The following is a 22363-nucleotide window of genomic DNA, read 5'->3' as shown; positions in this document are numbered from 1 at the left end:
CCGTGCAGCGTTGAGATATCCGGACCAAATCGCCTGATAAGGAGTGTTGACGATGGCTGATCGCGTCTTGAGAGGCAGTCGCCTCGGAGCTGTGAGCTACGAGACCGACCGCAACCATGACCTGGCTCCGCGTCAGGTCGCGCGCTACCGCACCGAGAACGGTGAAGAGTTCGACGTCCCGTTCGCCGACGACGCCGAGATCCCCGGCACCTGGCTGTGCCGCAACGGTCTCGAGGGCACCCTCATCGAAGGGGACGTGCCGGAGCCCAAGAAGGTCAAGCCGCCGCGTACCCACTGGGACATGCTGCTGGAACGGCGCTCCGTCGAGGAGCTCGAAGAGCTGCTCAAGGAGCGGCTCGACCTGATCAAGACCAAGCGTCGCGGTAGCTGAACCGTCAAAAAAACCGCGAGCGGGCACGCACGTGCCGGCTCGCGGTTTTTTGTGTCTCAGCGCACGACGCCCCGGGCGCGGTCCAGGCGGCCGCGAATACCCCACTCGGCAACCTTGAACATCGCCTCGCGGATGTTGGAACCACTCATCTTCGACACGCCGAGCTCACGTTCGGTGAACGTGATGGGCACCTCGACGACGTTGAACCCGTTGTTGATGGCGCGCCAGGTCAGGTCGATCTGGAAGCAGTAGCCCTTGGAATCGACCGCGGACAGGTCGATCTTCTCCAGCACCTCGCGTCGGTAGGCGCGGTACCCGGCGGTGATGTCGTGAATGCCGACGCCCAGAAGGAGGCGGGAGTAGGTGTTGGCGGTCTTCGACAGGACCAACCGCCGCACCGGCCAGTTGCGTACCGTGCCGCCGGGCACATACCGCGAGCCGATGGCCAGATCCGCGCCCGCGTCGACGGCGTCCAGCAGCCGGTTCAGCTCCTCAGGGGCATGGCTACCGTCGGCGTCCATCTCGACCAGCACCGCGTAGCCCCGGCCCAAACCCCAGGCGAAGCCGGCCAGATAGGCCGCACCCAGGCCCGCTTTGCTGGTCCGGTGCATGACGTGCACGCGGTCCGGATCGGCCAGCGCCAACTCGTCGGCCAGCTGGCCGGTGCCGTCGGGGCTGCCGTCGTCGACGACCAAGATGTGCACCTCGGGGTTGGCGTGATGCACCCGTCCGACGATCAACGGCAGGTTTTCCCGCTCGTTGTACGTGGGAATGATCACCAGGGCGCGCTGACTGGGGCGTTCACCATCCTGGCGAGGGCTGGATCCCCCGTGTGCACGCGCTCCGTCACCAGGGACTGTCATGTGACTCCTTCATCGTCGCGGGCCCTCGCCGGTGCGACGCCTCAACATTCTTTGCACGAACCCTCCATTGTGCAGCATGGAAATGACCAATGCCGCCCCGACTGCTCCCAGCCCGACCGTGACCAGTACCACTTGGAGGACCGGTCCCCACTCGGTGGCCGGCGTCAGCCCGGTTTTCAACCTGATCTGACTGTCCAGATAGGCGGGCTGGAAAAACTCTGTGCGGGCCAGCGCGCGCCCGTCCGGGGCGATCACCGCGCTGATTCCGGTGGTCCCGGCGACGACGACGTACCGATCGTGCTCGACGGCCCGCAGCTTGCCGAACGCCAATTGCTGAGCGCTCATGTTCTCGTCGAACGTGGCGTTGTTGGTCGGAACCGTCAGCACCTGGGCGCCGCTGCGGACCGCTTCTCGCGCGGCCCGATCGAAGATCACTTCCCAGCACGTGGTCACGCCGATCGGCACCCCGGCGGCATGCACGACGCCGTTGCCCTCCCCGGGAACGAAATACCCGGCCCGATCCGCATACGACGACAGATGCTTGAAGAAACCGCGCCACGGCAGGTATTCGCCGAACGGCTGCACGATCTTCTTGTCATGCCGCTCGCCGGGCCCGTGGTCGGGATCCCACACGATGACGGTGTTGGTGGCCACCGGGTTGTCCGGGGTGTAACCGTCGGCCTTGGTGACAGTGCCCACCAGGATCGGCGCACCGATGGCATCGGCTGCCGCGGTGATCTGGGCGGCGGCATCGGCATTGGCCATGGGATCGATGTCGGACGCGTTCTCGGGCCAGACCACGAACATGGGCTGGGCGGCTTTCCCGGCGCGCACATCCTCGGCCAGTCGCTGCGTCTCGGCCACATGGTTGTCCAGCACCGCACGGCGCTGGGCGTTGAAATCGAGACCCAGCCGCGGCACGTTGCCCTGGACAGCGGCCACGGTGACCGTCTGTTCGTCGCCCGCGCCGATGCCGGAATGGCGGACCTGTGGCCACAGCAGTGCGGTGCCCAACAGCACCACGGTGATGCTCAGGCCGGGCATCATCACCGCAGGAGCCGGGAAGCCCGGTTTGTGTCCGTGCCGCCACCACCGGACGATCTCCAGCACCAGCAGTGTCGCGCTGAACCCGATCAGCGCCACCGCGAAAGACAGCAGCGGTGCGCCGCCGAGACGGGCGATCGGCAGCAGTGGTCCGTTCGTCTGGCCGAAACCGACCACGCCCCAAGGAAATCCGCCGAACGGGACGCTCGACTTGAGCCATTCCTGCGCCACCCACAGCGCGGCGAACCACACCGGCCAACCGGGCAGCGCTCTGACCACCACCGCCGACAGTCCGAACAAGCCGCAGAACAGGGCTTGCACCACGGCCAGCGCCAGCCAGGGCACCGCGCCCACAAAGCTGGCGATCCACGGCAGCAGCGGGATATAGAACGCCAGGCCGAAGAGGAACCCGTAGCCGAATCCACCGGCGCGGGTCGTGGACCGCAGGGTCAGTACCCAGCCGAGCAGGGCCACGCCGACGACGGCCGCCCACCACCAGCCGGTGGGCGGGTAACTCAGGCACATCGCCAGCCCACCACCCACGGCGGCGGACAGCTGTGCCCATCGCGCGGCTGCGGCCCGACCGAATCGCGAGGCCCGCACCGTCAGTGCCGACCAGCGGTCCGGTGTGCCGTCCACGGTCAGGCGTACGCCGCGATCGTCGGGCTCGTCGTCGGGATCCATGTCGGCCACGGGGTCACCGGTGGCGCCTTCGTCCAACTCGTCGAAGGCCTCGTCATCAAGCTCATCGAGCTCGGCAAGCTCGTCGTCCTCGATCGCCGGAATGACGTCGGTGGTCTCGGTCGGGCGCGGCCGCCCGAAACCGTCGAGCCGCGAGCGGCCGGATCTGGCTCGGGGACGGTCACTGCCCATGGATCACCACACCCCGGTGGACCGTCTGACGGCAGCGCGGCAGTTCCGCGTCGGCGGACAGCCGTGGCAGGGCCGGCACCCGCGAGCGTGGATCGGTGGACCAACGTTGGACCGCGTTGGCCGGGGCGCTGACCTCCAGCTGTTCGGCATCCCATACCGCGTAGCTGGCCGGGGCGCCGGGAACCAGAGTGCCGCTGACCCCGTCGCGCACACCGCACGCGCGCCAGCCACCACGGGTGGCCGCGGCGAACGCCGCCCGCGCGGAGATCGCACTGCCCGCGCTGCGGTGCGAGATCGCCGCCCGCACGGTCTGCCAGGGATTCATGCTGGTGACCGGGCTGTCGGAGCCGAAAGCGAGAGGCACACCTTCGGAGGCTAACAGCGCAAACGGGTTGAGCCGATGCGCTCGATCAAGCCCGAGACGCTGGGCGTACATGCCCTCGTCACCGCCCCACAAGGCATCGAAATTGGGTTGCACGCTGGCCGCCACACCCCAGGCGCCCAACTGGGCGGCCTGCGTCGCCTCCACCATCTCCAGGTGCTCGAGGCGGTGGCCGCATCGCGCCACGGCCGGTGCGCCCAGCCGGGACACCACGGTCGCGAGCCCGTCGACGACGGCCGCGACAGCCGCATCGCCGATCACATGGAATCCAGCGGGGATCCCGGCCTCGGTGCAGGCCTGCAGATGTGTGGTGATGGCCTCGACGTCCAGGTACGTGTTGCCGCAGGTGTCCGGCGCGTCGTGATAGGGCGCGTGCAGCCAGGCCGTGCGGGAGCCGAGGGCACCGTCGACGAACAGGTCCCCGGCCAGGCCGCGGGCCCCGGTCTCGGCGATCAGATGACGCGCGTGCTCGGCATCGGTGGCCGGCTCACCCCAGTAGCCGATGACCTCCACGCCATGCTGCAGTGCGTTCAGTTCCTGCCAGTCCAGCAGGCCGCCGATCTGAGGTCCGGCGCACTCGTGGACCGCGGCGATACCCAACCCGGCCGCGTGGTCGAGGGCCGCGAGGCGCGCCCGGTTGCGCTGTTGCGGAGTCAGCTGTTCGCGCGCGGCCGCGCGCACCAGGTGATGCGCGTCGGCGGTGAGCGGACGTTGGGGATCGAACCCCGCGGCCTCGGCCAGGTCGGGCACCAGCCGGCGAAGCGCGGTGGTCGTGGCGGCCGAATGCACATCCACCCGGGCCAGATAACCGGGCCGATCCCCCAGCACCCCATCGAGATCCGCGGTACTCGGCCCCGTGCGCTCGGGCCAGCCGGACTCGTCCCAGCCGTGTCCCCATACCGGGCCCTCGGGGTGTTCACGTGCGTACTCACCGACCAGCTGCAGACAGTGCTGCAGGGAGGTGGCCCCACGCAGATCCAGACCGTTCAAGTTCAGGCCGGTGGCCGTCAGATGCACGTGACTGTCGACGAACGCCGGGGCGACGAAACCGCCGTCGAGGTCGATGATCTCGACGCCGGGGAACTCCGACCGGCCCACGTCATCGCTTCCCAGCCATGCCACTACTCCGTCGCGCACGGCCAATGCGGTCGCGTCGGGGTAGCTGGGGCTGTGGATACGCCCGTTGATCAGAAGTGTGGTCAAGCTCTTTCGGGTGGCGGTTAGGCCTTGGGAGGCAGGCGGTATGGGTCCGCTTCCATGGCGTCGGTTACGTCGATGACTTCGCCGTCAATGTAGTCGCCCGCGCCGCGTCGATAAGCGGCGGTACCGGTGGACCGGCCGAAACCCGCGGGCGCGGTGATGATGAGCGGCACCCGTCGGGCAACCAGCCCGGCCAGCATCGGCCGGGCGACGGTCCGGGTCGGTGGCAGGAGAAGCAACACGCCCGCGACCGAACTGGCCAGACCCGGGACGACCACCAAGATGGTGCCCAGCGCGACCAGCAGACTGTCGGACACGGCGCCGCGGGACTCGGTCACACCGCCGGACAGGCCGGCCTGCAGCCGACGGAGCTGCCGTTTGAGCTGCGACCCCGCCAGCGCCAGACCGACGGCGAACGTCGCTGCGAGCACCAGGACCGTCCACCCGAAACCGATCGTCGCGGTCAGCGCGACGACAACCGCCATCTCGATGACGGCGTAGATGAGGAACAGCCGCATAGCCATGTCCGGTCAACGATCAGGTGGCCAGTTCGGTTCCGGCTCAGTTCCCCGGTTTGAGCAGGATCGAGACATTGTTCTGCATGCCACCGCGCAGCTTGGAGAAGACGTTGAAGGTCTTGCCGAGCAGGCCGTAGCGCTTGCCGATCGCGTCATAGGTCGCGCCGTTGGCCGATTTGGGCAGGATCTCGGCGACGGCGTCGACCGCCTCACTCTTCGCATTGCCGCGTACATCACACACCGCGACGGTGACCCGAGAGGTGTTGCGGATCCGCTTGACCTTCCAGGACTTCTCCTGAGTGATCACGACCAGTCCGCCCGGAGACGGCGCGGCCCAGATCGCGGTCGGCTTGGGCCTGCCGTCTTTCGTGAAGGTGGTCAGCAGAACGTAATCGGCCTTGGCGACATCGGCGAAGGTGAGAGCCATGCAGCCCAATCTAAGCCAACAGGTCGCGGGCGCTGACGCTGCGAACAGGCCGCTAATGTGCGAGACCGGTGCGCCCTAGGCGCAGAGTCAGCGCGGTCAGCCCTCGAGCTCGCCTTCTGTCTCCAACAGCACCTGCCGCAACCCGTCCAGGGTGGCCTGCTCGGGCTGCTCCCACATGCCACGGCCCGCGGCCTCCAGCAGACGCTCGGCCATGCCGTGCAACGCCCATGGGTTGGATTCGGACATGAACTTGCGGTTTTCGTCGTCCAGCACGTACTCGGCGGAGAGTCGCTCGTACATCCAGTCGGCCATCACATGCGCGGTGGCGTCATAGCCGAACAGGTAGTCGACGGTGGCCGCCATCTCGAAGGCGCCCTTGTAGCCGTGCCGGCGCATCGCGGTGATCCAGCGCGGGTTGACCACCCGAGCCCGGAAGACGCGGTTGGTCTCCTCCGACAGCGTGCGGGTGCGCACGGCGTCGGGACGGGTGTTGTCACCGATGTAGGCCGCCGGCGCCTGGCCGGTCAGCGCCCGCACGGTGGCCACCATCCCGCCGTGGTACTGGAAGTAGTCGTCGGAGTCGGCGATGTCGTGTTCGCGGGTGTCGGTGTTCTTGGCGGCCACCGCGATTCGACGGTAGGCCCGGTTCATGTCATCGGCGGCAGGTGCACCGTCAAGTCCCCGGCCGTACGCGAACCCGCCCCAGGCGGTGTACACCTCGGCCAGATCGCCGTCGTCGCGCCAGTTGCGGCTGTCGATCAGCTGTAGCAAGCCTGCCCCGTAGGTTCCCGGCTTGGAGCCGAAAATCCTTGTGGTGGCCCGCCTTTGATCACCGTGCTCGGCCAGGTCGACCTGGGCGTGGGCGCGCACGTAGTTGTCCTCGGCCGACTCGTCGAGTCCGGCCACCAGTGCCACCGCATCGTCGAGCATGGTGACCACGTGCGGGAAGGCGTCGCGGAAGAAGCCGGAGATGCGCACCGTGACGTCGATGCGCGGACGACCGAGTTCGGCCAGTTCGATCGGCTCCAGGTTCACCACCCGACGCGAGGCGTCGTCCCAGACCGGCCGCACGCCCAGCAGGGCAAGCACTTCGGCGATGTCGTCACCGGCGGTACGCATGGCCGAGGTCCCCCACACCGAGAGGCCGACCGACTGCGGCCACCGGCCGTAGTCGGTCCAGTAGCGGTCGACGAGTGAATCCGCCATCGCCACACCGGTTTCCCAGGCCAGCCGCGACGGGACCGCCTTGGGGTCCACCGAGTAGAAGTTGCGGCCGGTGGGCAACACGTTGACCAGTCCGCGCAACGGCGAACCGGACGGCCCGGAGGCGATGAAGCCGCCGGCCAGGGCACGCAGCACCTGGTCGATCTCACCGTCGGTGCCCGCCAGCCGGGGCACCACCTCCGTGGCGGCGAACCGCAGGATGCGCGCGACCTCGGGGTTGTCGGTGAGCTCGTCGACAGTGTTTGCGTCCCAACCGGTTTCCTGCAACGCAGCGACCAGTTCGCGGGCGCCGGCCTCGGCGGTGTCGACGGCTGCGCGGTCGTCACTACCGTCCTCGGCCAGGCCCAGTGCCTGCCGCAGCCCGGGTACCGTCTGCTCGCCGCCGAACAGCTGGCGAGCCCGCAGGATGGCCAGCACCAGGTCGAGTTCGCCTTCTCCGGTGGGCTTCTGCCCCAGCACGTGCAGGCCATCGCGGATCTGGACGTCCTTGATCTCGCACAGCCAGCCGTCGACGTGCAACAGCATGTCGTCGAAGGATTCCTCGTCGGGACGGTCTTCCAACCCCAGGTCGTGATCCATCTTGGCGGCGCGCATCAGCGTCCAGATCTGCTGGCGGATGGCCGGCAGTTTGCCGGGATCCAGCGCCGACACCGTGGAGTGTTCGTCGAGCAACTGCTCGAGTTTGGCGATGTCGCCATAGGTTTCGGCACGCGCCATCGGTGGGATGAGGTGATCGATGAGGGTGGCGTGGGCCCGGCGCTTGGCCTGAGTGCCCTCCCCCGGATCGTTGACGAGGAACGGGTAGATGAGCGGCAGGTCGCCGAGGGCCGCATCGGTGCCGCAGGCCGCGCTCATGCCGAGCGTCTTGCCGGGCAGCCATTCCAGGTTGCCGTGTTTGCCCAGGTGCACCACGGCATCCGCGCCAAAGGATCCCGGGAACGACGAGTCCAGCCAGCGGTAGGCGGCCAGGTAGTGGTGGCTGGGCGGCAGATCGGGATCGTGGTAGATCGCCACCGGGTTCTCCCCGAAGCCGCGCGGCGGTTGCACGATCAGCACCACATTGCCGGCCTGGATGGCGGCGATGACGATCTCGCCGTCGGGGTCCCGGCTGCGGTCGACGAACAGCTCACCCGGCGGCGGGCCCCAGTGTTGCACGACGGCGTCGGCGAGTTCGGCAGGCAGGGTGGCGAACCAGGCGCGATAGTCCTTGGCCGGCACCCGAATCGGGTTGGCGGCCAGCGCCTCGTCGGTCAACCAGTCCGGGTCTTGTCCACCGCGTTCGATCAGCGAGTGGATCAAGGCGTCACCGTCACCTGAGTCGACGATCGTGGCGAGATCACCGGGTGTGGCCGCCTCGCCGATGTCGTAACCGGCCTCGCGCATGGCGCGCAGCAGCGCGACCGCGCTGGCCGGAGTGTCCAGGCCGACGGCGTTGCCGATGCGGGCATGCTTGGTGGGGTAGGCCGAAAACACCAGGGCGACACGTTTTTCCGCGGCCGGGATGGCCCGCAGCCGGGCGTGCCGCACGGCCAGGCCGGCCACCCGCGCGCAGCGTTCGGGATCGGCGACGTAGGAGATCAGGCCTTCGGCGTCGATCTCCTTGAACGAGAACGGGACCGTGATGATGCGTCCGTCGAACTCGGGAACGGCGACCTGGGTGGCGACGTCCAACGGGGACATGCCGTCGTCGTTATCCGACCATTGGTCGCGCGAACTGGTCAGGCAGAGGCCTTGCAGAATCGGAATGTCCAGTGCGGCAAGGTGAGCGACGTTCCAGGAATCGTCGCTACCTCCCGCGCCGACGGCCGCCGGGGTGGCACCTCCGGCCGCGAGCACCGTGGTGATCAGGGCGTCGGCCGTGCCGAGCAGCTCGAGGAGTTCGGGTTCGGCGGTACGCAGTGAGGCACAGAACACGGGCAGTGCCCGGCCGCCAGCCTGCTCGATCGCGTCGCACAGCGCCTCGACGTAGGCGGTGTTGCCGGCGAGCTGCTGGGCGCGGTAGTAGAGCACGGCGACCGTGGGCCCGCCTGCCGGGGCCGCGGCGGGCCGCTCCAGCACTCCCCAACTCGGGGTGGTCACCGGAGCGGCGAAGCCGAATCCGGTCATCAGTAGCGTGTCGGACAGGAAGGCGTGCAGGTTCGTCAGGTTTTCCAGGCCGCCCTGGGCCAGGTAGATGTGGGTCTGCAGAGCGGCGCCCTGCGGGGCGGTCGAATGCCCCATCAACTCGGCATCGGGTGACTGTTCACCACTGACCACCACGGTCGGCAGGCCGCTGGCCACCACGGTGTCGATGCCGTCCTGCCAGGCCCGGTAGCCACCGAGGATCCGGATCACCGCAATGTCGGCACCGTCGAGAAGTTCCTCAAGTTCGCCACTGACCAGTCGCGACGGGTTGGCCCAGCGGTAGCGAGCCCCGCTGGCCCGCGCGGTGATCAGATCGGTGTCCGAGGTCGACAAGAGCAGGACAGTAGGAGCTTGCACCCCCCATTCGTACCGCACCGGCCACCCGATCGGGGTGGCCGGTGCGGCACCGGGCCGTCAGGTTCAGGGCTGGGTTTCCCCGAAGCGGTCGTGCCAGGACTGCCGGTACGGCAGGCCGGCCCCCGCGACGAGCGCCAGGACGAAGACCGCGAATCCACCGAAGGCGAGCATGGTTGCTCCTTTCGTCAGAGCCTATGACCAAGATTTCGATTTCCCGGTACCGATGGTCCCGGGTATGCCCCTAAAAGGTACGTCCGGTGACCCGAAATCGGGCCGATCTGTAAGCGACCGAACAGCTTTCCGAACCAGTGACCGATGTCACAACACGGGGCGAAAGTAGGATGGACGGCGTTATGACGAGGACCCGCGACCAGGATGCCTGCCCGGGCGCACTCACGGTGCACCAGGCCGCCGACGGCGCCCTGATCCGGGTTCGGCTGCCCGGCGGGATGATCACGCCCGGCCAACTGGTCGCCGTGGCCGAGGTGGCCGAGCAATTCGGTTCTCCGGCAATGGAACTCACATCCAGAGGCAACGTCCAGATCCGAGCGGTCAGCGATACCGGCGCGGCGGCCTCCGCATTGGCCGAGGCCGGCCTGCTGCCGTCACCGACGCATGAGCGGGCCCGCAATATCGTGGCCTCGCCGTTGTCCGGCCGGCACGGGGGCCTCACCGACATCCGGCCTCTGATCTCCGCACTCGACCAGGCCATCCAGGCCGATCCCGCGCTGGCGGCATTGCCCGGCCGGTTCTGGTTCAGCCTGGACGACGGCCGCGGTGACGTGTCGGGGATCGATGCCGATGCCGGTGTGCACGCGCACGACGACGGCACCTTCGCGCTGCTGTTGGCCGGACGCGACACCGGGGTACGCCTGGACACCGGTGATGTCGTAGAGACCCTGATCGACATCGCCCGCAGGTTCGTCACCATTCGCGGCAAAGCTTGGCGGACAACCGAACTCGACGACCCCACGATACTGCTGGAGGGGCTCGCACCCACCGCCCCGGCCGGGGCCACCTGGCCGCCGACCCTGACCCCGCCGGTCGGCTGGATCGAGCAGCGGGATGGGCGGGTGGCACTGGGGGCCGCCGTGGCGCTGGGTGTGCTGCAGGCCCGCGTCGCCCATTTCCTGGCCGCGATCGAGACCCCGCTGATCATCACACCCTGGCGCTCGGTGCTGGTGTGTGACGTCTCCGAGGGCGTAGCGGACACCGCGTTGCGCGTGCTCGCGCCGCTGGGTCTGGTGTTCGACGAGGCTTCGCCCTGGCTTCGGATCAGCGCCTGCACCGGTAGCCCCGGATGCGCCAAGGCGGCGGCGGATGTCCGGGCCGACGCCGCCGAGGCGATCGACACTCCCTCCGACGCCCACCGGCACTTCGTCGGCTGCGACCGGGCCTGTGGCAGCCCGCCCGAGGCCGAGGTGCTGATCGCCGGCGAGGACGGATACCGGCTCCGCATCGCGCCCGCGAGGAGCAAGACCACTTGAGCTCCCATTAGGGTGTTCGGGTGCTCGACTACATCCGTGACGCAGCCGAGATCTATCGGCAGTCGTTCGCGACGATCCGTGCCGAAGCGAATCTGTCGCGATTCCCCGAAGATGTGTCGCGGGTGGTGGTTCGGCTGATCCACACCTGCGGTCAGGTGGATGTCGCCGATCACGTGGCCTACCGCGACGACGTCGTCAGCCGAACCCATGCCGCGCTGGCGGCCGGCGCGCCCGTGTTGTGCGATTCGTCGATGGTCGCGGCGGGCATCACGCGTTCCCGGCTGCCTGCCGACAACGAAGTAGTGTCGCTGGTGGCCGATCCCCGGGCTCCCGAGCTGGCCGCCAAACTCGGCAGCACCCGCTCCGCGGCGGCGGTCGACCTGTGGGCGGACCGCCTCGGTGGCGCCGTGGTTGCCATCGGTAACGCGCCGACGGCACTGTTCCGCCTGCTGGAATTGCTCGACGAAGGTGCCCCGATGCCGGCAGCGGTGCTGGGCGGGCCCGTCGGCTTCGTCGGATCCGCCCAGTCCAAGCAGGAGCTGATCGAGCGGCCACGCGGAATGTCCTACCTGGTGGTGACCGGCCGGCGCGGTGGCAGCGCCATGGCCGCGGCCGCCGTCAATGCGATTGCGAGTGAACGCGAGTGACTGTGCAGGACCAGCCACAAGAGAAACAAGGCACCCTCTACGGCGTCGGCCTGGGCCCGGGCGATCCAGAACTCGTCACGGTCAAGGCAGCCCGGCTCATCGGGGCCGCCGACGTGGTCGCCTACCACAGCGCCAAACACGGGCACAGTATTGCCAGGGGAATTGCCGAGCCGTATCTGCGGGCCGGCCAGCTCGAAGAACACCTGGTCTATCCCGTCACCACCGAGACCACCGAGCATCCCGGCGGGTACGTCGGCGCGATGGAGGACTTCTACACCGCCGCTGCCGAGCGCATCGCCGCCCACTTGGAGGCCGGCCGTGACGTGGCCCTGCTGGCCGAGGGCGATCCGCTGTTCTACAGCTCGTACATGCACATGCACACCCGGCTGACCGAACGGTTTGACGCCGTCATCGTGCCCGGGGTCACCTCGGTCAGTGCGGCCTCGGCCGCCACCGGCACCCCGCTGGTGCAGGGCGATGACGTGCTGACCATCCTGCCCGGCACCCTGCCCACCGCCGAGTTGGAGCGCCGACTGGCCGACACCGACGCCGCGGTGGTGATGAAGCTGGGCCGGTCCTACACCCGGGTGCGGGAGGCGCTGTCGTCCACCGGGCGGCTGGATGAGGCGTACTACGTCGAGCGGGCCAGCACCGATCGGCAGCGGGTGTCCCCCGCCGGCGAGGTCGGTGGTGAGGCCAAGGTGCCGTACTTCTCGCTGGCGATGGTCCCGGGCCGCTCCCGGTCAGTGACGGCGCAGGGCAGCGTGGTGGTGGTCGGGCTCGGGCCCGGTGACTCGGACTGGATGACCCCGCAAACCCGTCGCGAGCTGGCCGCCGCCACCGATCTGATCGGCTATGGCCCGTATCTCGACCGGGTCGGTGCCCGCGCCGGCCAGCATCACCACCCCAGCGACAACACCGACGAGCCGGCCCGCGCGCAGCTCGCCTGCAAGCTGGCCCAGCAGGGCCGCACCGTCGCCGTGGTCTCCTCAGGAGATCCAGGCGTGTTCGCCATGGCCACCGCGGTACTGGAGGAGGCCAAACTGTGGCCCGGGGTCGAGGTCCGGGTGATTCCGGCGATGACGGCAGCACAGGCGGTCGCCAGCCGGGTCGGGGCGCCCCTCGGCCACGACTACGCGGTGATCTCGCTGTCCGATCGGCTCAAGCCGTGGGAGGTGATCGCCGCCCGGCTCACCGCTGCGGCGAAGGCAGATCTGGCCCTGGCGATCTACAACCCGGCGTCGAAGACCCGGACCTGGCAGGTGGAGGCCATGCGCGAGCTGCTGCTCGAGTACCGCGATCCGAGCACGCCGGTGGTCGTCGGGCGCGCCGTGTCGGGTGCCGAGCCCGGACCCGGTGAACGGGTAAGCGTGGTGCGACTGGCCGATCTCGATCCGGCGCAGGTCGACATGCGGACCATGCTGATCATCGGCTCGTCGCAGACGCAGTGGTACACGGGGTCGGCGGCCGGCGACACAACCGAGGACCGGGTGTTCACCCCCCGCAACTACCCTGGCTGACACCGCTCTGACTCACGTCGATTTTTGTTGACTGCTGTCAGAAAGCCCGATAGTGTCCGGCGTCACACCCATTCGAGGGAGATCCGTGACATCACCGGGCGCACCCACGCGGTCACCGCTGGACCGTCGGCAACCGCAGCGCAGCGACCAACGTCGCGCTGCGATCCTCGCCGCCCTCGATGAACACTTGAAGCAGACCGGGTTCGACGCGCTCAACATCGCCGAGGTGGCCCGGCAGGCCGGGGTGGGACGCTCGGCCTTCTACTTCTATTTCGAGAACAAGGCCGCCGCGGTGGCCGCGTTGCTCGAACCCATGCACGACGCGCTGTTGGCGGCCAACACGATCCTGGCCGACACTGCCCAACCACCGCGGTCTCGCGTCCGCGACACACTGGAGGCGGTGCTGCAGACGGCCGAGGATCACCGCTATCTGTTCCAGGCGATGTGGGAGGCCCGCGCAGCCAACAGCGCCGTGCGTGACATGTGGGACGAGGCCCGAGAGTCGTTCGTCCCCACGGTCGCCGCGGTGATCGCCGCCGAACGCGCCGACGGCCGCGCTCCGGACGGACCCGACCCGCGGGTGCTGGCCAGCCTGCTGATGGAACTCAACGATCGACTGGTCGAACGAATCATCATCGGCGGGTCGCTGGCCCGTCACGAACTACTGGAAGGCGCAGAGGCGATGTGGATGGGCACGATCTACGGGACAGTGCAGTGACCGCCGCCGGATCGCTCCCGAGGTCCATTCCGAGCAAGCCTGACGAGGTGACCGCCGGATGGCTGTCGCAGATCCTGGGCGCCGAGGTGGACACGGTGCACACCGCGCCGATCGGCACCGGACAGACCGGCGCCACCTACCGGGTGTCGGTGACCTACCGCGGCGACAGCCACCTGCCGGCCACCTTCGCGATCAAACTGCCATCGCAAGATGAGACCGTGCGCGACCGGGTCTCCATCGGTTACCGCTCAGAGCACGCCTTCTACACCAACGTCGCCGATCACGTGCAGATCCCGGTACCACACTGTCATCACTGCGAAATCGCCGGAGAGGGATCCGATTTCGTCCTACTGCTGGCCGACCTGGCGCCGGCCGAACAGGGCGACCAGATCGCCGGGTGCACGCCCGCCGAGGCACACCTCGCGGTGCTGGCGCTCGCCGACCTGCATGGGCCGACCTGGGCCGACCCGCAATGGGCCAACTTTCCCGGTATCGCGATGCCCAAGCCGGAACCCGACTCCGCCAAGGGTTTCGGTGACGTCGCCAAGATGGCCGCCGACATCACCCTGGACAAGCTCGGGGCGCGCCTGAGCGCCGAGGACCAGGACACCCTGCGCACAGCGATGTCGGTCGTCACCCCCTGGCTGCTGGCCGAACCCGATCGATTCGCCATCCTGCACGGCGATTACCGACTGGACAACATGTTGTTCGACCCCGACCGCAGCCGGATCACCGTGGTGGACTGGCAGACGCTGGGGTCCGGCCTGCCGGCCCGCGATCTGTCCTACTTCACCGCGACCAGCCTGGATCCTGCGATCCGGGCCGCGGTGGAAGCCGACCTGGTCGGGGCGTACCACGACCGGTTACTGTCGCACGGCGTGACCGGCTACGACCGTGAAACATGTTGGCACGACTACCGTTTGGGCATGCTGCAAGCGCCGTTGATCACCGTGCTGGGCACGGCCTTCGCCACCTCCACCGAACGCGGTGACGACATGATGGTGGTGATGGCGCAGCGTGGCTGCCAGGCGATCCGCGAACTCGGCACGCTCGATCTGATCAATATCTAGCCTCACAGGCGCTGCCCGCTCCTCCACGACTTCCAGGCCACCATCATGTCTGTCGACCTGGGCACAGAAAGTCTTCGGCGTGTTGCACAGGCGGCGCGGGGTGACGACTTGCCCGCCTATGCGCGACTTTTCAGCGACAATCGCCACACGAGAACCAGAGGCACCGTTCGTCACGCACCCAATGTTTACTTATGTCACTGCAGTACCCAAAAGCCCCTTACGCCACGGATTTTGGGCTGTCCACCTGTCAGCGACAGAGTCGCTGACAGGTGGACATTGGGCAGATGATGCCTATGCGGCCCGTGGTGCTGGAGCGTTAAAAACCATGAGCGACAACGGGTTTAGTGAGGTGGATGGTGACCAGCGTGGCGATTGTCGCTCGGTTGTCGCTAACAGGCGGGCACATCGCAAACCCGTCTGGATTGATGGGACCGCGCCGCGTGAGGTCATAAACGATCGGCACACACATGGTGCACCCACTTGACGGCCCGCGTCACCGACGGATCACGAAACGTCGAGTCCATCCCGGACCCAGTTCACCGCCTCCTCGACCGTGGCCACCGTCTGAACACCCGGCGGTAGCGGCGGGCGGTCCACCATCACCACCGGAACCCCCGCCGCCTCGGCCGCCCGCAGCTTGGGCTCGGTCATCGCGCCCCCGCTGTTCTTGGTCACCAGCGCGTCGATCCGGTGCGCGCGCAACAGAGCCAGCTCACCGTCGTAGTCGTACGGACCGCGTGACAGCAGCAGCTGATGGTCGGTGGGCAGGGTGTCAATGTCCGGCGCGGTGACGGCCCGGATCAGAAACCACGCGTCGACGCCCTTGAACGCCCGGGTGCCGGATCTGCCGGTGGTCAGAAAGACCCGTGAATAGCCGTTGCCCGTCACGGTTTCGGCGGCTTCGGTGTCCGATCCCACGACGATCGCCGATCCTGGCGCCCAGGCCGGCCGGGCCAGGACCAGATGCGGCACCCCGAGTTCGGCGCACACCTGTGCCGCGTGCGCGGTGATGGTCGCGGCGAAGGGATGCGTGGCGTCCACGACGGCGTCGACGTGTTCGTCGACGAGCCAGCGGCGCAGGCCGTCGACACCACCGAAACCCCCGATGCGCACCGGCCCCACGGGCAGCGCCGGATCCGGAACCCGCCCGGCCAGCGAGCTGATCACCTCGACCTCTGGATGCAGGGCCGCGGCCAGCGCCCGCGCCTCACCGGTTCCGCCGAGCAGCAGAACTTTCATCAGTGGGTCGCCCCGCGACGCCGCCCCGAAGAGTACAGGTAGCTGTCCGAAAAGCCCTCGGCGGCAAGCACATCGCCCACCACGATCACCGCGGTCTTGGTCACCTTGGCGGCATGCATCTGCCCGGCGATGTCGGCGAGCGTGCCGCGCAGCACGATCTCCTGCGGCCAGCTGGCGAAGGCCACCACGGCACAGGGTGTTTCGGGACGGTATCCACCGTCGATGAGCTGCGGGACGATGTTGTCGATCTGGGCGGCGGCCAGATGCAGCACCAACGTGGCTCCCGGTGCCGACAGGGTACGCAGGTCCTCACCTTCGGGCATCGCCGTAGACAACGTCGCCACCCGGCTCAAGGTCACGGTCTGGGCCACCCCCGGAACGGTGAGCTCTCGGCCCAGCGCGGCAGCCACAGCTGCGAATGCCGGTACACCGGGCACGATCTCGTATCTGACGCCCAGGTCGTCAAGGCGGCGGCACTGCTCGGCCAACGCACTGTAGATCGACGGATCGCCGGAATGAAGCCGCGCCACGTCCAGGCCCGCCTTGTCCGCGGCCACCACCTCGTCCATGATCTGGTCCAGATTCAGCGGCCCGGTGTCGACGATCTTCGCGTCCGACGGGCACAGCGCCAAAAGGTCGTCGGGCATGATCGACCCGGCGTACAGGCACACCGGGCAGTTGCCCAGGATGCGGGCACCGCGCACGGTGATGAGGTCGGCGGCACCGGGGCCGGCACCGATGAAGTACACCGTCACGGCTTGACCACCGCCCACTGGGTCACCGGCAGCGCCGGGCGCCAGCCGGTGAACCCGCCGATCGCACCGCCCTGATAGTGCTGATAACGCCGCACCTCGCCACCTTCCTTCGAATACCACTGCGCAACAACCGCTTCCGATTCCAGAGTGACCGCGTTGACCACCAGCCGACCACCGGAGGGCAAGCGATCGAAACAGGCCTGCAGCACGCCGGGCTGGGTGACACCGCCGCCGATGAAGATCACGTCAGGATCGGGAGCACCGTCGAGCGACTCTGGCGCACCGCCGCGCACGTCCACCCTGACCCCGAAGGCCTTGACGTTGCTCAGAATCCGGTCACGGCGCTGTTCGTCACGTTCGAATGCCACCGCGGCGCAACCGGGTGCGCCGCGCGCCCATTCGATCGCGACGCTGCCCGATCCGGAGCCGACGTCCCACAGCAATTCCCCGGGCCGGGGTCCCAGTGCGGCCAGGGTGACGGCCCGGATGGACTGCTTGGTCAGCTGGCCGTCATGGGCGAACGCCTCGTCGGGTAACGCCTGGGCCCGTCGCCCTTCAGGAAGGTAGGCCACCGCGATCACGTTGAGGTCGTCGATTCCGGCCGGCGGTGTCGTCGCCCAGTCCCGCGCTGTGCCGTCGTGCCGCTGCTCCCCCAGGCCACCCAACTGCTGCAGCACGGCCAATTCCGAATCGCCCCGGCCGGATTCGCTCAACAGCCGGGCCAGCGTGGCGGGGGTGTCGGCGTCACGCGACAGCACGATCGCCCGCCCGCCGCGGCGGACCGCGGTGTGTGGCGCGGCCGTGACCAGGCTGATCACCTCGGTGTCCTGTACCGGCCAGCCCATCCGTGCGCACGCCAACGTCACACTCGACACATGCGGCAGCACCCGGACCCGCTGAGCGCCGAACAACCGGATCAGTGTCGCGCCGATACCGTGCAGCAGCGGATCTCCGCTCGCCACCACGTGCACGTCTCCATCCCCGTCGAACAGCGTCGGCAGGGCGGGCAGCATCGGCGACGGCCATTCGCGACGGTCCGGCGTGACGCTGTCGTCGAGCAACTCCAGTTGGCGCGGCGAGCCGTACACCACGGTGGCTTTCGCCAACTCGTCACGGGAGGTCTGCGACAAACCCGCCATCCCGTCGGCCCCGATGCCAACCACTGTGATCATCAAGGCCTTCCGTTCTTCGCGCAAGCGCTCATCATCGCGGCATCCTGCGCCAGATCGGCCGCGGCACAAACCTCGTCACGAAGATCATCGGCCGGATCACCCATGGCACCCACACGGCGCGTTTACCGCGGTTCAGCGCGGTGGCGGTGGCGTCGGCCACCTGAGCCGGCGTGCTGGAGAAGGGTGCGGGGTCCATGCCCGCGGTCATCCGGCCGATCACAAACCCGGGCCGCACGATCAGCAGCTGCACCGCGGTGCCGTGCAGGGCATCGGTCAGGCCACTGGCGAACGCGTCCAGCCCGGCCTTGGCCGAGCCGTAAACGTAGTTGGCGCGGCGGGCCCGCGCCCCGGCGATCGAGGAGAACACCACCAGTCGACCCCGGCCGGCGGCGCGCATGCGCTGGGCCAGCACCGTGAGCAGGCTGACCTGGGCCACGTAGTCGGTGTGCACGACCGCGACCGTGTGGGCGGAATCGCCCTCGGCCCGGTCCTGGTCGCCGAGCACCCCGAAGGCCAGCACCGCGGTCTCGATCGGCCCATGGTCGGCTTCGATCGCCTCGACCAGGCCCGCGTGGCCCGCGGTGTCGTCGGCGTCGAACTCGCGGGTGTGCACCTCGACCGCACCGCCTGCCCGCACCGCGGCGACCTGCTCGCCCAGCTGTTCGGCGCGCCGGGCCGCCAGCACGACGACCGCGCCGGGGGCGAGCCGGACGGCCAGTTCGACACCGATCTCGCTGCGGCCGCCGAAAATCACCACGACACGGGGAACCGTGCCGGCCGTGTCCGCCGTGTCCGCCGTGTCTGCCGTGTCCTCCATGGCAGCGATTATGTCCTGCGCTAGCGTGGACCCCGATGGCTACATCTCGTGGCAAGGCGACCACCAAGCTCACCAACGAGGCGCTGGCGTTCCTCACCGAACGTCATCTGGCAATGCTGACCACCCTGCGCTCGGACAATTCCCCGCACGTGGTGGCGGTCGGCTTCACGTTCGATCCCAAGACCCACATCGCCCGGGTGATCACCAACGGCGGATCGCAAAAAGCGGTGAACGCGCATGAGCGCGGCATCGCGGTACTCAGTCAGGTCGACGGCGCCCGCTGGTTGTCGCTGGAAGGCAAGTCCACCGTGAGCAGCGAGCCGGACGCGGTCCGCGACGCCGAGCTGCGGTACGCCCAGCGGTACCGCACCCCGCGGGTCAATCCCAACCGCGTGGTGATCGAGGTGCGCATCGAGCGCGTACTGGGTTCCTCGGAGCTGCTGGACCGCGGCGAGAACTAATCCGGCTGGCCCACCGGCACCACGACGAGATCGTGCGGCTGGTTGTTGACCGATTCCGCGCCGTCGGCGGTGACCACGACGATGTCTTCGATCCGCGCACCCCACTGGCCGGGGAAGTACACGCCGGGCTCCACGCTGAACGCCATCCCCGCTTCGAGCGGCAGAGCATTGCCGGCCACGATGTAGGGCTCTTCGTGAACCGACAATCCGATGCCGTGTCCGGTGCGGTGCACGAATGCCTCGGCCAGCCCCTCGTCAGCCAGGACGTCGCGGGCGGCCGCGTCGACCTGTTCGGCCGTCACTCCCGGCCGCACCGCCGCCACCGCGGCCTGCTGGGCCCGCTGCAGCACCGCGTAGCGTCGCGCGACCTCGGGATCCGGTTCGCCGAGGGAATAGGTGCGCGTGGAGTCGGAGTTGTAGCCAGGCTCGTAGGGTCCGCCGATGTCGACGACGACGATGTCGCCGGCGCGCAGCTCGCGATCTGAGCATTCGTGGTGCGGGTCGGCACCGTTGGGTCCGGAGCCGACGATGATGAACGCCACCTCCGAATGCCCTTCGGCCACAATCGCTTCAGCGATGTCCGCGGCCACGTCGGCCTCGGTGCGGCCGGGCACCAGGAACTCCGGAACCCTGGCGTGCACCCGGTCGATCGCCGCGCCGGCCTTGCGCAGGGCGTCGATCTCGGCCGGGTCCTTGATCATCCGCAGGCGCCGCAGCACGTCGGTGGCCAGCACCGGGACCACCCCGAGCAGTTCGGCGAGCGGCAGCAGGTGCAGCGCCGGCATCGCATCGGTGACCGCAACAGCGTGGCCCGGCCCGCCGAGTGCGTCGACCACCATCTGGTACGGGTTCTGGCCGTCCACCCAATCACGAACTGTCACACCGAGTTCGGTAACCGCCGACTCGCGCAGTGCGGCCAGCTCCAGGCGCGGCACCACGATCGTGGGATCACCGACGGCAGGCAACACCAGCGCCGTCAGCCGCTCGAAGGTCTGCGCCCGGGATCCGGTCAGGTACCGCAGGTCATAGCCCGGCGTGATGACCAGGCCGGCCAAACTGGCATCGGCTGCGGCTGACGCGGCGGCGGCGAGCCGGTGGGCGTAGACATCGGTGCTGAATCGGCTTTCGGTCATGGTTTCGAGGCTAACGTCTGCACCGCCGCGGTATCTGTCCGAGTGTCCGGCCAGGTCCACGGCGCCCACCGGCTACTGTCGCTGGAATGTTGCGTGATATCCGCGATCTCACCGACGATCCGCAGGCGTACGCCGCCGAGCTACAGAAGCGCTGGGGTGGCCTGCTGAGCTATCGGTACCTGGGCCGCACCTACTCCTCGATGGACCTGGGCCCGGCCGACGACACCGTGACGCTGCGCCACGACATGCGCAATCCGACCGGCGGGCTGCTGCTGGCTGTGCTTGGCATCTCCTCGCCCGACAGCGGCGGGGTCAGTGATCTGGAAGCGGTACCGAACCCGGTCGTGCATTCCTGTCAGCTGCTCGATCCGGCTCGCGACGTCAAGCGCATCCGCGTCGACACCGAGGTGCTCAAGCAGGGCAGGCAGATGGCCTACAGCCGCTCGGTCATCGTCGATGCCGACAACCCGGCGCGGGTGGTGGCACTCACCGAGGGTCAGGGGGTGTCCATCGGCGTTCCGCCCGAGGGCCTGCAGAAGATGCCTGTCGATCCGATCGACGTCGTCGACAGTCCCGATCTGCCGCCGCTGTGGCAGGTGTTCGGCGGCCACAAACGCGACGACGGAGATGGAGCCGGGCACTGGGCCCTGCCGCGGTTGGCGGTCGAGGTGGCCTCCCCCGACGCCGCGCTGCACATCGGCCCGCAGTTCGTGATCCTGGAGACCGCCGCCATGGAGAGTGCCGTAGATGCCGCGAAGACCGAGGCGCTCCAAGGCCTTTCGTCGCACGTGATGTTCCTGGCCCGGGGCAAGACCGGTCCGTTCCGGGTCGACACCCAGGTCCTTTCCGGCGCGGCGGGCACCGTCGCGGTTCGGGCCACCCTGCACGACGAAGGTGCGGGCGGCAAAGCGGTCACCGCCGCGTCCTATGTTTTCGGGAGGATGTCGTGAGCGACCCTGTTCTGCTGCTCGACGGGGCCAGCATGTGGTTCCGGTCGTACTTCGGTGTGCCGTCCTCGATCAAGGCACCCGACGGCCGACCCGTGAACGCGGTGCGCGGGTTCCTGGACTCGATCGCCACGCTAGTGACCCGGGAACGGCCAAGACGGTTGGTGGTGTGCCGCGACGACGACTGGCGGCCACAGTGGCGCGTCGACCTGGTGCCGTCGTACAAGGCACATCGGGTCGAGGAGCCCCGCCCGGACGGAACCCCTGATGTCGAGGAGGTTCCCGACGACCTCACGCCGCAGGTGGCCATGATCATGGAATTGCTCGACGCGTTCGGTATCGCGACGGCCGGGGCGGCTGGGTTCGAGGCGGACGACGTGCTGGGCACGCTGGCCACGGCCGAACAGCAGGACTCGGTGGTGGTGGTCAGCGGTGATCGCGATCTGCTGCAGTTGGTCCGCGATGACCCCGCCCCCACCGTGCGGGTCCTCTACATCGGCCGAGGGTTGGCCAAGGCGACGAAGTACGGGCCGGCCGAGGTCGCCGACATCTATGGGGTGCCCATCGACCGCGCCGGACCGGCCTACGCGGAGTTGGCGCTGCTGCGCGGCGACCCGTCCGACGGACTGCCCGGCGTCGCCGGTATCGGCGAGAAGACCGCCGCCACGCTGTTGGCCCGGCACGGCTCACTACAGGGCATCCAGGCAGCCGTCGAAGACCCGAAATCCTCACTGTCCAAAGCACATCGGACCAAACTGCGGGCCGCCGCCGAGTACATTGCCGCAGCCGAGCCGGTGGTGCGGGTGGCCACCGATGCTCCGGTGCAGCTGTCGACCACCACCGATGCACTGCCGCTGGCGGCCGCCGACCCGGCCCGGGTGGCCGCTCTGGCCGCCGCGTACGGGGTCACCTCGTCGATCGGCCGGTTGCAGACGGCGCTGGACCAACTGCCCGGGCACTGACAGTCCTCGTCACCGTTTTCCACCGCAGGGTC

20 protein-coding genes are annotated in these 22363 nt (G+C 68.6%); 9 read left to right on the top strand and 11 right to left on the bottom strand.

Annotated features, from left to right (window positions below; all coding sequences use genetic code 11):
• Positions 1–52: 52 nt before the first annotated feature.
• The gene (gene rbpA, locus A5733_RS07905) at positions 53–391 is read left to right on the top strand and encodes an RNA polymerase-binding protein RbpA (RefSeq protein ID WP_003880369.1); all 339 of its coding nucleotides are present in this window, start codon (positions 53–55) and stop codon (positions 389–391) included.
• Between the two features lie 56 nt (positions 392–447).
• Here the strand turns inward: rbpA and A5733_RS28190 are convergent, their stop codons facing one another.
• From A5733_RS28190 to cobN, 6 genes are all read right to left on the bottom strand, one after another.
• Entirely contained in the window at positions 448–1254 is an 807-nt protein-coding gene (locus tag A5733_RS28190) for a polyprenol monophosphomannose synthase (protein WP_067768374.1), read from the bottom strand.
• Between the two features lie 9 nt (positions 1255–1263).
• Positions 1264–3171 (bottom strand): apolipoprotein N-acyltransferase, encoded by a 1908-nt coding sequence (gene lnt / locus A5733_RS07895; protein ID WP_142253858.1) that lies wholly within the window; start codon positions 3169–3171, stop codon positions 1264–1266.
• Positions 3161–4756: an amidohydrolase gene (locus tag A5733_RS07890; protein ID WP_076239725.1), complete on the bottom strand. Its 1596-nt coding sequence runs from the start codon at positions 4754–4756 to the stop codon at positions 3161–3163. The genes lnt and A5733_RS07890 overlap by 11 nt, the downstream gene beginning before the upstream one ends.
• 17 nt (positions 4757–4773) lie before the next feature.
• Positions 4774–5277, bottom strand: coding sequence for an FxsA family protein (locus A5733_RS07885; protein ID WP_076239724.1), 504 nt, complete (start codon positions 5275–5277; stop codon positions 4774–4776).
• A gap of 37 nt (positions 5278–5314) precedes the next feature.
• Entirely contained in the window at positions 5315–5698 is a 384-nt protein-coding gene (locus A5733_RS07880; protein ID WP_076239723.1) for a PPOX class F420-dependent oxidoreductase, read from the bottom strand.
• 96 nt (positions 5699–5794) lie between these two features.
• Complete coding sequence (gene cobN / locus A5733_RS07875) at positions 5795–9403, bottom strand: cobaltochelatase subunit CobN (RefSeq protein ID WP_198938751.1); 3609 nt, start codon at positions 9401–9403, stop codon at positions 5795–5797.
• 353 nt (positions 9404–9756) lie between these two features.
• On the opposite strand from cobN, the gene cobG reads away from it, so the two are divergent.
• The 5 genes from cobG (at position 9757) to A5733_RS07850 (ending at position 14845) form a co-directional block, all read left to right on the top strand.
• Positions 9757–10890 (top strand): precorrin-3B synthase, encoded by a 1134-nt coding sequence (cobG, locus tag A5733_RS07870; RefSeq protein ID WP_076239733.1) that lies wholly within the window; start codon positions 9757–9759, stop codon positions 10888–10890.
• 20 nt (positions 10891–10910) lie between these two features.
• Positions 10911–11537 carry a precorrin-8X methylmutase gene (locus A5733_RS07865; protein WP_067768364.1) on the top strand — a complete coding sequence of 209 codons (627 nt, stop codon included), beginning with the start codon at positions 10911–10913 and terminating at the stop codon, positions 11535–11537.
• A gap of 2 nt (positions 11538–11539) precedes the next feature.
• Positions 11540–13057 carry a precorrin-2 C(20)-methyltransferase gene (locus tag A5733_RS07860; protein WP_076239721.1) on the top strand — a complete coding sequence of 506 codons (1518 nt, stop codon included), beginning with the start codon at positions 11540–11542 and terminating at the stop codon, positions 13055–13057.
• Between the two features lie 85 nt (positions 13058–13142).
• Positions 13143–13775 carry a TetR/AcrR family transcriptional regulator gene (locus A5733_RS07855; RefSeq protein ID WP_076239720.1) on the top strand — a complete coding sequence of 211 codons (633 nt, stop codon included), beginning with the start codon at positions 13143–13145 and terminating at the stop codon, positions 13773–13775.
• On the top strand, positions 13742–14845 hold the full coding sequence (locus A5733_RS07850; protein ID WP_369830915.1) for a phosphotransferase family protein: 1104 nt from the start codon (positions 13742–13744) through the stop codon (positions 14843–14845). Before A5733_RS07855 ends, A5733_RS07850 begins: the two co-directional genes overlap by 34 nt.
• Positions 14846–15349: 504 nt before the next feature.
• Here A5733_RS07850 and A5733_RS07845 read toward each other — a convergent pair.
• From A5733_RS07845 to A5733_RS07830, 4 genes are read right to left on the bottom strand one after another with little or no spacing between them, the layout of a single operon-like run.
• Entirely contained in the window at positions 15350–16084 is a 735-nt protein-coding gene (locus A5733_RS07845; protein WP_076239718.1) for a cobalt-precorrin-6A reductase, read from the bottom strand.
• Positions 16084–16839 carry a precorrin-4 C(11)-methyltransferase gene (gene cobM / locus A5733_RS07840; RefSeq protein WP_076239731.1) on the bottom strand — a complete coding sequence of 252 codons (756 nt, stop codon included), beginning with the start codon at positions 16837–16839 and terminating at the stop codon, positions 16084–16086. The genes A5733_RS07845 and cobM overlap by 1 nt, the downstream gene beginning before the upstream one ends.
• Positions 16836–18011, bottom strand: coding sequence for a precorrin-6y C5,15-methyltransferase (decarboxylating) subunit CbiE (gene cbiE, locus A5733_RS07835; RefSeq protein ID WP_076239732.1), 1176 nt, complete (start codon positions 18009–18011; stop codon positions 16836–16838). Before cbiE ends, cobM begins: the two co-directional genes overlap by 4 nt.
• 31 nt (positions 18012–18042) lie before the next feature.
• Positions 18043–18828: an SDR family NAD(P)-dependent oxidoreductase gene (locus A5733_RS07830; RefSeq protein ID WP_076239717.1), complete on the bottom strand. Its 786-nt coding sequence runs from the start codon at positions 18826–18828 to the stop codon at positions 18043–18045.
• 35 nt (positions 18829–18863) lie between these two features.
• Here A5733_RS07830 and A5733_RS07825 point away from each other — a divergent pair, with 35 nt between their 5' ends.
• A complete protein-coding gene (locus tag A5733_RS07825; RefSeq protein ID WP_067770866.1) occupies positions 18864–19289 on the top strand; it encodes a F420-dependent biliverdin reductase in 426 nt (141 codons plus the stop codon).
• Here the strand turns inward: A5733_RS07825 and A5733_RS07820 are convergent.
• Positions 19286–20422 carry a Xaa-Pro peptidase family protein gene (locus tag A5733_RS07820; protein WP_076239716.1) on the bottom strand — a complete coding sequence of 379 codons (1137 nt, stop codon included), beginning with the start codon at positions 20420–20422 and terminating at the stop codon, positions 19286–19288. The two genes, A5733_RS07825 and A5733_RS07820, sit on opposite strands and share 4 nt — an antisense overlap.
• 86 nt (positions 20423–20508) lie before the next feature.
• On the opposite strand from A5733_RS07820, the gene A5733_RS07815 reads away from it, so the two are divergent.
• Complete coding sequence (locus A5733_RS07815; protein WP_067770864.1) at positions 20509–21372, top strand: hypothetical protein; 864 nt, start codon at positions 20509–20511, stop codon at positions 21370–21372.
• On the top strand, positions 21369–22331 hold the full coding sequence (locus A5733_RS07810) for a 5'-3' exonuclease (protein ID WP_076239715.1): 963 nt from the start codon (positions 21369–21371) through the stop codon (positions 22329–22331). Before A5733_RS07815 ends, A5733_RS07810 begins: the two co-directional genes overlap by 4 nt.
• Positions 22332–22363: the final 32 nt, after the last annotated feature.

Origin of the sequence: Mycobacterium sp. NS-7484, from assembly GCF_001953975.1 — a bacterium.
In the GTDB taxonomy this organism is placed as follows: domain Bacteria; phylum Actinomycetota; class Actinomycetes; order Mycobacteriales; family Mycobacteriaceae; genus Mycobacterium.
This window is presented reverse-complemented; position numbering and strand designations above follow the sequence as displayed.

What these genes read in the sequence shown, in the direction of transcription:
- A5733_RS07880 (WP_076239723.1), bottom strand. Translation starts at nt 5,698, where the DNA reads ATGGCTCTCACCTTCGCCGATGTCGCCAAGGCCGATTACGTTCTGCTG.
- cbiE (WP_076239732.1), bottom strand. Translation starts at nt 18,011, where the DNA reads ATGATCACAGTGGTTGGCATCGGGGCCGACGGGATGGCGGGTTTGTCG.
- A5733_RS07885 (WP_076239724.1), bottom strand. Translation starts at nt 5,277, where the DNA reads ATGGCTATGCGGCTGTTCCTCATCTACGCCGTCATCGAGATGGCGGTT.
- rbpA (WP_003880369.1), top strand. Translation starts at nt 53, where the DNA reads ATGGCTGATCGCGTCTTGAGAGGCAGTCGCCTCGGAGCTGTGAGCTAC.
- A5733_RS07825 (WP_067770866.1), top strand. Translation starts at nt 18,864, where the DNA reads ATGGCTACATCTCGTGGCAAGGCGACCACCAAGCTCACCAACGAGGCG.
- cobG (WP_076239733.1), top strand. Translation starts at nt 9,757, where the DNA reads ATGACGAGGACCCGCGACCAGGATGCCTGCCCGGGCGCACTCACGGTG.
- lnt (WP_142253858.1), bottom strand. Translation starts at nt 3,171, where the DNA reads ATGGGCAGTGACCGTCCCCGAGCCAGATCCGGCCGCTCGCGGCTCGAC.
- A5733_RS07830 (WP_076239717.1), bottom strand. Translation starts at nt 18,828, where the DNA reads ATGGAGGACACGGCAGACACGGCGGACACGGCGGACACGGCCGGCACG.
- A5733_RS07820 (WP_076239716.1), bottom strand. Translation starts at nt 20,422, where the DNA reads ATGACCGAAAGCCGATTCAGCACCGATGTCTACGCCCACCGGCTCGCC.
- A5733_RS28190 (WP_067768374.1), bottom strand. Translation starts at nt 1,254, where the DNA reads ATGACAGTCCCTGGTGACGGAGCGCGTGCACACGGGGGATCCAGCCCT.
- A5733_RS07815 (WP_067770864.1), top strand. Translation starts at nt 20,509, where the DNA reads ATGTTGCGTGATATCCGCGATCTCACCGACGATCCGCAGGCGTACGCC.
- A5733_RS07845 (WP_076239718.1), bottom strand. Translation starts at nt 16,084, where the DNA reads ATGAAAGTTCTGCTGCTCGGCGGAACCGGTGAGGCGCGGGCGCTGGCC.